A 13644-nucleotide genomic window follows, 5' to 3' on the forward strand; every position below is an offset into this window, starting at 1 on the left:
TGCACGTTTTAATTTTTTAGTAAAAATAATGCTAAATTAAATTAAGTGACACATCATTTTATAGTGAATTATAACGGTAAAATTTGATTTTTATCTATTCATCTATTAAAAACGGTGTTTAACAATTTTATTGTTTGTTAAAAGCATTAACAAATGAATTTGAGGTGCTATTAAACAATTTTTAATTAAATCATGAAAAAAATAACTAAGTTAACATTATTAGCATTGCTAATGATATTTGCTTCTTGTCAAAATGAATCTGTGCAAGAAGATGGGCCAGAACAGCCCTTATTGAGATTTAAAGATGGGGACATTGTATCTGATGGATTATTAGATGAAGAACTGGTCTTTGATGAAAACAGTGAAGTATTAAGAACTAAAAAGCAATCCTTTTCTGTTAAAACAACAATTGATTGTACTCCAGATCTTTTAGATACAGGTTATAGTGAGAACGTTAATATCGAAGTTGTAAATAAACCTGGAGATAATGGCTATTTTGATATTTCCATTGATGGAGGAGATGTAATCCAAGCATATTGTTCTGATAGACTTCCAAGTCTCGGAGCTGATGATGATTTTCTTGATTTTGCTGTTATTTCTACTTATGATTCAGCTGTAAGCGATGGAGGAATTTATGCAGATGTCTTCACTAACAATGAAGAATTCGACAAAGTAAATTGGATTATTAATAATATTGACATAAGTGAAGGTTCTGAATACACTTATGGACATGTTCAATATGCTATTTGGAGACTAATTGAAGGGCCATTCTTAAATGATTTTACTGACTTTTTAACACCTAACCCAGGAGATTGGGTACCATCAATTGATAATGCTAAAGGAGATGCCATATTTGCTCTTGCAGAAGCAAATGGTGATGGTTATGAGCCTGCATGTGGTGATAAACTAGGGTTACTATTAATACCTAATGATCCTGATAATGTACAATCCTTATTAATTTGTAAAGAAATACCTGAGGTAGAAGATTGCGAATATACTGAGGTCTCTGATGGAGAATGCAGTGGTTGTGATGCGAGCATGTCAGTTAGTTTTTCTTGTGATTGTCAATGTGTAGAAGTTAGTGCTTGTAAAGATTTATCAAACATTGTATTGTTAACGGCTGATGGATCTGAAGTAAAATATGAAGATTTAGATGGACAAACAGCAAGTTTATGTTCTCCTGATGGTTCTCCAATAGTTTCTGTATGGGTTAAAGCTGGATGTTACCAAAGTGGAGATGGTCCAGGTTATGGTAGAAGATTCGATAATCCAAATCCAGAATGTGCTCCTGAAGAAGAATGTCAAGATTGTACTGGTAAGGTAACAGACTTAACTTTAAATTGGGATTGGCACAACAGTCACCGTGTTAGAGCTTACCAAAGAATTGGTAACACTTGGCATGCAGCTAAGATTTTTGATCAAGTAGTTGAACCAAACGAAAACTTTGACTTAAGTGGTGTTAATCAAAATGGTACTTTTGGCAAATGGGTATACATCTTTGTAGATCACTGTTACTATACAAAAATTAAAACAAATTGCCACATTAACATTGGTCCAGGTTATAGACGTGGTGTCGTTGAAGTGGTAAGTGGAGAAAGTTCTCTTGGTGGAGAATTATGTGAATATGTTCCTCCGCATCACTGGTGCTGGTGGTGGTAGAAAATCGAATATCACTTAATAATAACTAAAAGAGGCGCATTGAATGCGCCTCTTTTAGTTTATCCAATTCGAACACTAAGATTTTCTCCAATAGAATTTATAAATTAAAGGTAAGGGATCTCCCAACGCAAAAAACAACGGTGTCTGTTTTTTAAGAAAATTATAATTGAAAACAATCAATGGATTCTTTAAAATCTTCTTGAATAATCCTTTAAGGTTATAGTATTGAAAGGTATTTGCTTTTGAGGGAACAATTTCAAAATTTAGAGACTTCAAAGCATATAAAAATGGAAAGTTTACATTCGCAATAGCAGAGGCATCTATATTAAACCAACATCTAGGATTTATCTCAAGAACTTTAAAACTATTATCCTTCTCATCAAATCTTACATCAATATTTGCTAATCCCGACCAATTTAACTTTTGCATTAGAGATTTGAGTATTTCATATAATTGCAAATTATCAAAAAACTTGAATGAAATTAATGGTGATAAATTATCATTTTGATTATTAGCTTTTTGTAATGTGTAAGCGAGTATCCTCCCATTATTACATAATACATTGCAACTTATATCATATCCTTTTATATAATTTTGGACAATGATTTGAGTCTTGGTCGACATTCTATCATAATACTGTAATAAGTCATTATGGTTATTTAATACCTTTATTCCCCTACCTCCTGCATAGCCTTCAACAGGTTTAGCAATCAAAGGATAATCTATGCTCAATGTATTTAAATCCGCTCTCGATTTCAAGACTTTACTCAACGGACATGGTATACTGTGTTGAGTCATAAATTCATATAAGAGTCCCTTGTTTCTGGCGTTATTAAAATCTTCAAGTTTGGGTAATACGCACAACTTATTCTTTTGCTCTACTTTATTTAAATTTTTTAGGATGCGATGCCCTCCATACTCATAAATTGGCATTATGAGATCAATGTCATGTGTTCTAACTACCTTATTAATATATTCTATCCATTCCAACTCACTACTAAATGCATTGTAGAAAAAGTAATTAACATGCTTAGAATATTTAAGAATATTCTTTTTCTCTGAAGACATTACATAAACCTTTACTTTTCCTATTGCAGACAAACAATATACCACCTGAAGAGCCAAAGTGGTATCACTTTCACTATCAGGTATGAGAACAGAAAAATTTAACTTTGTTTTATTCATCTCTTGAAAAATACACCTAACAATAATTGACTAGAGCGGTTTATTTATAACAAGGTAAAACTAATCATTATAAGAACAAAGTGTGCTACCAATAGGTGAACCATCAGGTATTTTCGGTGATGGTAATATCTTGAATTTTTCGGAGTCTTTTTTGAAAGAATTTATAATCTTGATATAATGTTTTGAATAAATAGAATTCTCCTTTTGCTTATTTAAAATATCCAATATTTTATCAATAGAATAATTGGCTTTCGCTTTAACCTGAAGGTATGATTTATTATTCACAGCTAAATTCATTATATATTTTAAAACATTACCATTTATTTGGTGTTGCACCTGCTCATGATAATAGTCTTTATTTTTTTTCTGGATTGTTTGCTTAATAATTTCATTAAATACCTCATTCAATGATAGCTGGTCCTTATCTAGACTTTCTTGAATTATCAATCTATTAGCTCGTTCTGGATGTAATAGGAATCGTAGAGCCATATCACTGGCTGTATCAACTGCGCTAAAGGGATCAAACGCAACACCAGAAAGGCTTTTAAATGATTCTCTATTGCGACTATATCCAAAAGCCCTAGGCGGAAAAAGATCTAATTTATCTTTTGGAATAGCCAATACTTCGGGACTGATAGATTTTAAAATAGTGTTTAACGTCATTCGTTGATTCTCGTTACTTATTGGTCTTACTGTAAATTGATTATCATTTTTTAAAGTATAGTTATAATCAAGACCACCGATTACCTTTGTTGCCGCCTCAACTTGGTACCTATGATAGAAGTACAACGGCACAAACACATCTTCAAGAACAGTATAAGGATCATTTGATTTAATATTTTCAACTGAAAAATTCTGAATTGCCTTTTCTCTAACTTTCAAGACCTCTTCAAGTCCACTATTTGGTGTTTCACCATTATCCCATAAATGGGCAAAAGCATGTGCACCTCCTGAGGCTCGTGCATCAGAATCAGAAATGAAACGTAATCCTTTCTCTTGGGCATTTAGGAGAATTTTATTTAACTCATTCTTTTCGTTTTCAGTTGTATTAAACTCTGAGTAACTATAGGCAACCGTCACCTTATCCCAATCACCAATACCAACGGCATAAGCGTCACTAAAATCAATAGCTCCATTTTTAACTTTAATATTTGGATGCGGATAATCCATTACTGAGGCCCTATTATTTACACTTGAAGCAAAATTATGTGTAAAGCCCAAAGTATGTCCAACTTCATGAGCGCTGAGCTGTCTTATTCTAGCTAAGGCCAAATCAAGCATGGGTTGATAGTTCGTGTCACTTTCGGCAAAAGGCTTATTCATTAATGCTTGCGCTATCATAAAATCTTGTCGAATTCTTAAGCTTCCAAGACTTACATGACCCTTGATAATTTCACCTGTCCTTGGATCTACAACACTGCGACCGTAACTCCAACCTCTTGTACTTCGATGCACCCATTGTATCACATTATACCTACAATCCATTTGGTCTGCATTTTCTGGTAACATTTTTACTTGAAAGGCATTTTTAAATCCCGCAGTTTCAAAAGCTTCATTCCACCATCTAGCACCATCAAGTAATGCAGAACGTACAGGTTCTGGCGTACCTGGATCTAAATAATAGATTATGGGTTCTTTTACTGTGCTTGAGGCCAACTCTGGGTTTGTCTTCTCTAACCGATGTCTTATTATATAGCGCTTTTTTATGTCCTCTTGTATAGCTACTCCATAATCCATGTAGCTTATTGAAATTGCTCCACTTCTAGGATCAAATTCTCTTGGTTTATAATTAGCATCTGGCAACTTAATAAATGAGTGATGTTGAATTACGGAGACATTGGTTACTGTTGGCGCAACAGTTCTTAGATTTTTACCTGTGGGTTGTCCTATAAATGTTAATAAGGCCTCAAATTCTACGTTTTCTGGAAATGCCTTTGTTCTTTCTAATGCTAAAGCGCTTTTTGTAAGATCTAATTTATAATCACCTTCCTTTTTAGTTTTTAAAACTGTTGCAACACCATGAGTGTCTTGCATTAGGAAAGGTGTAAAATCTATAGTATAATTATCGTCATCACTTGGTATAATTTTAAATCCGAATAATACTGATTTTGCGAAGGCTTCTTCTACACTTTTCCGTTCTAGTTCATTATCCGAAGTTGCCCGATATTTTAAATTAGGCTGTATGAGTAACAGTTTATTTCCAGCTTTTTTAAAATAGACGACTCTTTCATATCCCATTTGCCCTCGATCTAAGCCAATGTCATTACTTCCAACTCCTGAAGCTAATGAGCTTACATACAAAAACTCCTGTTCTAATTTATCAACTTCTAAATATATTTTATCGGTAGCTTCATCATAGAAAAAACTAAAATATCCTTCATAAGATTTCAAATTTTCCTTTTTAAATTGTTGGGCAAACCCATTAGAAATTAGAATAGAGAGGGCCAATAAAATGATCGTTTTCTTCATGAAATTATATTTGATATAAAGCTAAGGATTTTATCAAAAAACTATGTTTAAATTATGGCGAATTAATATGGCAACTTATATTTGCTAAAACTTACATCCCAATGATTACATCAGATCAAATTAAAGATCTAAATACACGCCTAGTTAAGCTAAGGCAGTACCTTTGACTTAGATGCTAAACTTATAGAAATTTCTAACGAAGAGGAACAAACATTTGATCCCAACTTCTGGAACGATTCAAAAAAAGCAGAACAGGTAATGCGTTCTCTAAGAGAGAAAAAAAGCTGGGTAAAAGATTATGAACTAGCACAGACACTTACCGAAGATTTAGAGGTTATCTACGAATTTTATAAGGAAGAGGAAGCCACTATGGCTGACGTTGAATCTCGATTTGAAAAAGCCTTAAATGCATTAGAAAAATTAGAATTTAAAAACATGTTATCTGAAGAAGGTGACAGTTTAAGTGCTGTTCTACAAATTACTGCTGGTGCAGGAGGCACAGAAAGCTGTGATTGGGCAAGTATGCTAATGCGCATGTATCTCATGTATGCTGAGAAAAGCGGATTCAAAATTAAAGAACTTAATCATCAAGAAGGTGATGTTGCAGGTATTAAAACAGTAACACTAGAGATTGATGGCGATTATGCTTTTGGATGGCTTAAGGGCGAAAATGGTGTACATAGACTAGTGCGCATCTCCCCTTTTGATAGTAATGCCAAACGTCATACGAGCTTTGCATCGGTATATGTATATCCATTGGTAGATGATTCTATAGAAATAGATATTAATCCAGCAGATATTGAGATTACCACAGCCCGTTCTAGTGGTGCAGGTGGGCAAAATGTGAATAAAGTTGAAACTAAAGTTCAGTTATTACATAAACCAACAGGAATTCAAATTCAGTGCTCAGAAACCAGATCACAACATGACAATCGCGCTAGAGCTCTTCAAATGCTAAAATCTCAGTTATATGAAATTGAACTGCAAAAGCAAATGGCACAGCGCGAAGATATTGAAGCAAGTAAGATGAAGATTGAATGGGGAAGCCAAATTAGAAATTATGTAATGCATCCTTATAAATTGGTTAAGGACGTGCGTTCTAGCCACGAAACAGGCAATGTAGATGCCGTAATGGATGGTGATATCGAACCATTTTTAAAGTCCTATTTAATGATGATGGGACAAAAAGAAGAAAATACAAATAGCTTATAAATGAAAACTATTGATACTATAATATTCGATCTTGGAGGTGTACTTATTGACTGGAATCCTGAGTATGTTTACTTGGATGTTTTTAATGGTGACCGTAAAAAGATGCAATGGTTTTTTGATAATATTTGTACCCACGATTGGAATGAAAACCAAGATGCAGGTTATCCCTTACAACAAGCTACAGAAGAACGAGTAGCTCTTTTTCCTGAGCATGAAGACCTAATTCGTATGTACTATGGTAGATGGGTTGAAATGTTGGGAGATGCCATAGAAGGAACTGTTGATATCCTCAAGGCTCTTATAGAAAGAAAAGATCTTAAAGTTGTTGCACTAACCAATTGGAGTCACGAAACCTTTCCAATAGCTTTAGATCGCTTTGATTTTTTACATTGGTTTGAGGGAATTATAGTATCAGGAGAAGAAAAAACAAGAAAACCATTTAAGGAAATTTATGATATTACCTTAAACCGATTTAATATTACAGCCGAAAATGCTGTTTTTATTGATGATAATTTAAGAAATATCAATGCTGCCAAAGCATTAGGAATAAATGGCATACATTTTGAAAACCCTAATGCGTTGATTAATGAATTGAACGCGTTTAATATTAACTTTTAATATGATTAAAATCTATCATAATCCACGTTGTAGAAAATCTCGAGTAGGTTTAGAATTACTAGAAAATTCTGGTAAAACTTTTGAAGTTATTAAATATCTTGATGACCAACTTACAGTTACAGATTTAAAGGACATAATCGATAAACTGAATATTAATCCTATAGAATTGGTGAGACGTAATGAAGCGATTTGGAAATCGGATTACAAAGGTAAAACTATGTCTGATGATGAGATTATCGAAGCCATGGCAAACTATCCTAAACTAATTGAAAGACCTATTGTTGTTAATGGTAATAATGCCAGAATTGGTAGGCCTGCTTATAATATATTAGAAATTATATAGTAAGAATTATGAAGAAATTATTTTTAGTTGCAATTACACTTTTCCTAAGTATAAATGTCCATAGTCAGATGAGGAGAGACCGAATGGGTAATCCTCAAGTACAAAGAGAACCAACTGAACAGGAATTAGCAAAGCGCGAACGCGAAATTGAAGAACGTAAACAAGAATATATCACTAATTTTCTTTCCACCTTAGAAGCTGATGAATTTCAGCAAGTGATTATTAGACAACACCTCAATTCATTTTATGATGCAAAACTAGCATTGTTCAAAACACCTTTTGAGCGAAAATTTGAACGTCAAAAAGCCATTGAACAGCTTGAAAAAACACATTTTGAAGAATTAAAATCCTTAATCTCAGAAGGTGATATGAAAAAAATTCAAGAGATGGTAAAAGGCGAATTTGATGAAAAAGAAGTGGTAAAAGAAAAGAAGAAGAAAAAGAAAAAAAGACGAAAGAAAGATAACGACGGGTAATAGTTATCCTAAATTCTTGCATTAAGAGATTCAATCTTCATTTAACAGAAGATTAACCACTCCATATTTAAGTAGGTTTAGATTTGCACTTCATTAAGCTCTAATCCTATTTCACCTATGAAGATTCATTATTTACCTGTAATAATCTTTTTATTTACCGCTGTTTTCCTTAACGCTCAAAAGACAATTAATGTAGAAGGTATAGTTGTAGAGCAAGAGAGCAACATTCCTTTAGAATATGCTACCATCACATTTAAGTCTAGTACTGATGGTAAAATAATTACTGGTGGCATAACAGATGCTAATGGTAATTTTAAGGTAGAAATAGAAGCAGGTACTTATAACATTGCGGTAGAATATATTTCTTTCAAAACAAAAGAACACCTCAACAAAACCATAAATAGAGATATAAATCTTGGTACCGTCGGATTATTACCAGATGTAGAGTCTCTCGAGGAAGTCGAAGTTATTGCTGAACGAACTACCGTAGAAATAAAGCTTGATAAAAAAATATATAACGTTGGTAAAGATTTAACCGTAAGAGGTGGTACAGTAAGTGATGTTCTAGACAATGTCCCATCAGTTTCTGTAGATGTTGAAGGAAATGTAGCACTTAGAGGAAATGATGACGTTAGAATATTAATAAACGGAAAACCATCTGGCCTTGTTGGATTAAATTCTACAGATGCCTTACGGCAATTACCCGCTGAAGCTATTGAGCGCGTAGAAGTTATCACATCTCCTTCTGCTAGATATGATGCTGAAGGTTCTGCAGGTATTTTAAATATCATTTTAAGACGAAGTAAGTTACAAGGTCTTAACGGCGCCATTACCTTAAATGGTGGTTACCCTTGGCAGGCTGGTGTTTCTGGAAATATTAATTACAGAACTGGTGACATCAATATTTTTAATACCACAAGCTACGATTATAGAGAATCTCCTGGTAATTCATTAAATGAAACTGAATTTTTTAATGGCGATGATCCTAGCACTTTTCTTTTCGAAAATCGTGAATTTGACCGCACTCGTAAAGGTTATAGTACTAATACTGGCGTAGAATGGTATGTGAACGAAAGTAGTTCAATCACTGCTACGTTCGTATATCGCGATAGTGACAATGAAAGCGATGCCTTTAACCGAACACGTGAATTCGATGCTAATAGAAATCTTTTAGATACAACCATACGTCGAGATCCAGAGCTTGAAGATGACCGAACCGTTCAGTATTCATTAAGCTACGACAAACAGTTTAATGAGAATAGTCAGCATAAATTAACCTTCGATTTTCAATACGAAGACAGTAATGAGTTAGAACGTTCATTAATCAATCAAAATGGGTTTGATGTCGAAAATGTAGTTACCGATGAAAATCAAAATCGCATTCTACTTCAGGCAGATTATGTGCAACCAATTAAAGAAACTGGACAATTTGAAATAGGTTATCGTGGTGAATTTTTTGATTTAATGACCGATTACCTTGTTCAATTTCGACTTGAGCCAGATGATCCATTTGAAACTAACACCAATTTAACCAACAACTTAGATTTTAAACAATATGTAAATGCTTTTTATTCCCAATACGGCAATAAAATTGGTGATAAATTCTCTTACTTATTAGGGTTAAGGTATGAAGGAACGCGTATAACAATTAAACAAGTTACAAGTGGTGATTTTGATAAGAAAAGTTATCATCAATTGTTCCCTACAGTAAACTTGGCATTTGAATTATCTGAAAATGAAAATATCACACTAGGTTATAACAGACGTGTAAGACGTCCGCGCTCAAGATTTATTAACCCATTTCCGTCAAGAAGTAGCGCCACTAACCTCTTTCAAGGAAATCCCTATTTAGACCCAAGTACTTCTAGTGCCTTTGATCTAGGCTACTTTAAGAAATTTGGTAAGCTCACCTTTAATGGCTCTGTTTACTTTCAGCGTGCTAAAGAAGCCTTTAACTTCGTAGCATTAGAAACCGATAATTTCTACATTTTTGAAACCAATCAAACAGTTAATATTAATGATCCAGGTTTTGATCAATTAAATGAGGATTTTGATTTGGTACCTGTAATACAAAGAACGCCAATAAATCTAGCTACTAACGATCGTATTGGTGCAGAATTCACATTAACATACAGACCTAACAAGAAATGGAGCCTTAACGGAAACTTCAATTTATTTAACTCAAGTACTAGAGGTGATTTTGAGGGTCAAAACTTCGATGCAGATAATTTAAGCTGGTTTGTAAGGGTGAATAACAAATACACGTTACCTGGTGAAATTGATTGGCAAACACGTTTGTTCTTTCGTGGTCCAAGTGAAACCGCTCAAAGTCGTAACCAAGGTATTTTTTCAATGGATCTTGCCTTTAGCAAAGACCTTTTTAAAGAAAAAGCTTCATTAGCTTTTAATATTAGAGATGTCTTCAATTCGAGAAAACGTATAAGTGAAAACTTCACTAATTCCTTTGAAGGCTAAAGTGAGTTTCAATGGCGTGTGAGGTCGTTTAACCTAGCATTTACTTACCGCTTCAATCAACAGAAACAACGCGAGCGTAGTGGCCGAGGTAACGGCAACGGTGACGATTTCGACTTTGAAGGGTAATTTCTAATTAAATTAATTTACAATAACTTTTTGAGTTTTTATAAACTCTCCTAATTGTAATTTTATAATGTAGACGCCTTTACTTAAAAAATCCAGCTCAATAGAATTAAAAAACCTATCATTGAGTTGACTTGTTAACATCAACCTACCGTGCAAGTCATAAATCTCCAAAGTAGTTTGCTCGGCCAATAAACCCTCTATATTTAGTTTTTTTGGTGATGATGTTGTATATATATGTAATCCATTTAATAAAGCTTCGTTGTCAGATAACACCTGAGAAGTCAAATGAAGAAAAAATCTCCCTGTGCCATTTACATTTTCAGTTGGTGTAAAACTATATTCATTGGCATTTAATAACACCATCGAGTTCGTTATATTATCTTCAAGATAGACTTGTATTTCTGTTGGTAAGTCATTCTCAATTATGCTAAAGACCACAGGTAATCCAGATGGGGCGTTTATTCCCAATGGTATTGTCACATCATTTAAATGATTAACTGACAATGCTTGGATAGCCATATCAATATCATTGTTGTCTTCGACAAGTCTAGAGTATAAAGAAAAATTAGCAAATGTTGCATCAATTGAGCCTGCATCGAAACCTGGGTCTAATCCTAATGTTGAATTTTCAGTAAAGTAAAAATCTGTAAAATAGGACTTATTTGTATTATCAATACCAACTTTCAAATGTGATATTGAATTTTCAATTTCAGTACGTCCCAAAATAAAATCATCGTTCCCGTTATTGGTTCTCATTGACGGCGTAAATGATAAATTATTAGATCCACCAACGCCATTTGAAGCAACAAAAAAACCTTGACCTGGTGCAATATTTTTACTAATATTTTGAACATTATTAATTACAGTCCAGATACCACTTCCATCAGTCCCAGCATTATAACCATATATTGCATTAAAACTTGTATCTAATACATTATTGCCAAGTGATCCATTTTCAGTAATAAAAGCCTGGCTATCAACATAACTTGTATACGGATTTCCCACAAGATTCCAAATACTCGATGAACCTATTGTTATTGTTGGATTGACATTACTAATGTTAATATTCCCTCTAAATTCTAGCGGACTTCCATCCAAAGTGGCTGCTCTGTAACCCCTTCCTGGTTCAAGAGCAGTGTTTTCATTAGCAACAATATTGAAGTTTTCATAATTTCCTGACTCATTGTTAAACAAGCCAAAGGCTCTGATATCTCCAGAGGAAGCTAAATTCTTATTCCAAATAGCAAAATCTCCGAAAGTTTCCATTGTTCCATTAGTCAAAGGAGAAGAAATTAAGTCATTACCTCCAGAAGATCCTGAACCAATTTGATTAGTAAAACGTTTATAAATTGCTGAGCCATTTATATTACTTGTCTCTTCTGGGTTTAACACCGCATAATTATCAGATTCTGACTCTAATTGTATTCTATTAATTGTTAAATCAACACCAGCATCAAGACTTACTTTTGCCCCTGGACTAACCACTAATGTATTTGCAACTGTATTAGAAGAAATTGATGTATTACCCGAAACAATAGCAATATCTTCCATATTTGATGATACTCCATCTGGATTATTTCCATTCTGCCATGTACCATCAAATATATAATCTGGACCTTTATGAATCGTAAAAGAATCTTCAATCACTCCATTTTTATTCAAATATTTAAAGGTCAGATTTTTATTATTAATTTCAAGAATTCCAGATCCTTGTTGATAGTCTGGCGAGTAAAAAGTAGAATTATGATTGAACAATTTAGTTACTGATGAGGCAGAATTAGCAACTACTGTATAAACTGTTCCTAGTCCGGCTTTATCTCCAATTTTTGACTTACTGTAAACACCATTTCCTGAAACTTTCCCATCTCCCGCGCCAGTTGGACCTACACTATGTTCTTTCAAATCAAAAGAAGCTGAGAGACCATAATGCCCATTAATAAAAAATGACCTTTCATAAGATTCGGAGTGACCAGTAATAACCATATCAACACCATTGGATTCAAGCATTGGAACGAAATTCTCCCTCATCTCAGTAAGATTTATCTCTGAAGGATTCCCATAAATGTCTAATCCTTCGGAAGGATGCCAACCACCTGAATATGGTGGATGATGCCAAATTGCTATGATCCAATCTTGTGATGTGTTTTGAATATCTGATAATGCCCAATTATACATCGTTTCACCTACACTTCTGTCTTCGTCATGAGAATTGAGTACCATAAAATGAATATTACCGTAATCAAAAGAAAAATAAGCTTCTGTATTTGACGCTAAACCTCCTGACTCCCCACTTTTCGGAAAAGTAAAAATATCATAATATACACCGGATTGATTGCTGGATGTTGCACTTTCCGCATCTAAGTTTCCAAAACAGGACCAAAGTACTGAATTTGCAAGTTTTGATCCATACATATCAAAAACACTTGTTTGATATCCAGAATCAGTACCTATATTTGAATTATCACCAGTAAAAATAATTCCATCAGTTAATCCTTCATCTATGTAATTATAATACTCATCTCTTACATTTAAAGCATTGATGTTATTAAGATTTGCATTCCCAACACGACCCAATACCCAAAATGAATAAGGATTAACTTCACCTATTGTGGGACTAGTTCTAAAATATAAATCTGTACTATTATTAATTAAAGAACCACCGTTACCAATACGATAATAATATACTGTATATGGAGTCAGACCAGTAATTTCAATTTCATGGTCTGTCTTTTGAATATTTGTATCTAGCACAGTAAAGGTATCAAATTGTTGATTCGTACTATACTCAATAACAGAATTGACGTTTAAATCTGTCCGCCATTTAACTACGATACTGTTTGGAGTAACCTTCTGTAAATATGGCCCCCTAATTACCGATTGAGCATATGCCAAATGGTGAATCACTATTAACAAGAAAATTAATTGAAAATATTTTTTAAGCATATATTCAAATTTTTAATTCTTTAGAGAATTGGAGCGGAAATTAAAATTTTTTGAAAATAAATTCGAAAACTAAAGTTGATAGCCCATTAATTTCGTGGAAATGCAATATCTCCTTTAGAAGTAATACAAAAAGTCATT

9 protein-coding genes are annotated in these 13644 nt (G+C 33.5%); 6 read left to right on the forward strand and 3 right to left on the reverse strand.

Annotated elements, in window-relative coordinates:
- Nucleotides 1-192: 192 nt before the first annotated feature.
- On the forward strand, nucleotides 193-1659 hold the full coding sequence (locus ACRHOC_RS07190; RefSeq protein ID WP_431157913.1) for a hypothetical protein: 1467 nt from the start codon (nucleotides 193-195) through the stop codon (nucleotides 1657-1659).
- A 75-nt stretch (nucleotides 1660-1734) separates the two neighbouring features.
- Here the strand turns inward: ACRHOC_RS07190 and ACRHOC_RS07195 are convergent, their stop codons facing one another.
- Nucleotides 1735-2844 carry an ATP-grasp domain-containing protein gene (locus ACRHOC_RS07195; RefSeq protein WP_431157914.1) on the reverse strand — a complete coding sequence of 370 codons (1110 nt, stop codon included), beginning with the start codon at nucleotides 2842-2844 and terminating at the stop codon, nucleotides 1735-1737.
- A gap of 60 nt (nucleotides 2845-2904) precedes the next feature.
- Nucleotides 2905-5313 carry a zinc-dependent metalloprotease gene (locus ACRHOC_RS07200; RefSeq protein ID WP_431157915.1) on the reverse strand — a complete coding sequence of 803 codons (2409 nt, stop codon included), beginning with the start codon at nucleotides 5311-5313 and terminating at the stop codon, nucleotides 2905-2907.
- A gap of 101 nt (nucleotides 5314-5414) precedes the next feature.
- On the opposite strand from ACRHOC_RS07200, the gene prfB reads away from it, so the two are divergent.
- The 5 genes from prfB to ACRHOC_RS07225 all read left to right on the forward strand — a co-directional run bounded on the left by prfB (nucleotide 5415) and on the right by ACRHOC_RS07225 (nucleotide 10437).
- A protein-coding gene (gene prfB / locus ACRHOC_RS07205) for a peptide chain release factor 2 (RefSeq protein WP_431157916.1) occupies nucleotides 5415-6525 on the forward strand; the annotation gives its coding sequence in 2 pieces (ribosomal slippage) (nucleotides 5415-5477 and nucleotides 5479-6525; 1110 coding nt in all).
- The gene (locus ACRHOC_RS07210; RefSeq protein ID WP_431157917.1) at nucleotides 6526-7143 is read left to right on the forward strand and encodes an HAD family hydrolase; all 618 of its coding nucleotides are present in this window, start codon (nucleotides 6526-6528) and stop codon (nucleotides 7141-7143) included.
- Nucleotide 7144: 1 nt separating this feature from the next.
- The gene (arsC, locus tag ACRHOC_RS07215) at nucleotides 7145-7486 is read left to right on the forward strand and encodes an arsenate reductase (glutaredoxin) (protein ID WP_431157918.1); all 342 of its coding nucleotides are present in this window, start codon (nucleotides 7145-7147) and stop codon (nucleotides 7484-7486) included.
- A gap of 8 nt (nucleotides 7487-7494) precedes the next feature.
- The gene (locus tag ACRHOC_RS07220) at nucleotides 7495-7962 is read left to right on the forward strand and encodes a hypothetical protein (RefSeq protein ID WP_431157919.1); all 468 of its coding nucleotides are present in this window, start codon (nucleotides 7495-7497) and stop codon (nucleotides 7960-7962) included.
- A gap of 117 nt (nucleotides 7963-8079) precedes the next feature.
- Nucleotides 8080-10437 carry a TonB-dependent receptor domain-containing protein gene (locus ACRHOC_RS07225; RefSeq protein ID WP_431157920.1) on the forward strand — a complete coding sequence of 786 codons (2358 nt, stop codon included), beginning with the start codon at nucleotides 8080-8082 and terminating at the stop codon, nucleotides 10435-10437.
- Between the two features lie 138 nt (nucleotides 10438-10575).
- On the opposite strand, the gene ACRHOC_RS07230 is transcribed toward ACRHOC_RS07225, so the two are convergent.
- On the reverse strand, nucleotides 10576-13506 hold the full coding sequence (locus ACRHOC_RS07230) for a fibronectin type III domain-containing protein (protein WP_431157921.1): 2931 nt from the start codon (nucleotides 13504-13506) through the stop codon (nucleotides 10576-10578).
- Between the last annotated feature and the right edge of the window lie 138 nt (nucleotides 13507-13644).

The sequence above is a fragment of the Winogradskyella poriferorum genome (genome assembly GCF_050618035.1).
Taxonomy (GTDB): domain Bacteria; phylum Bacteroidota; class Bacteroidia; order Flavobacteriales; family Flavobacteriaceae; genus Winogradskyella; species Winogradskyella poriferorum_A.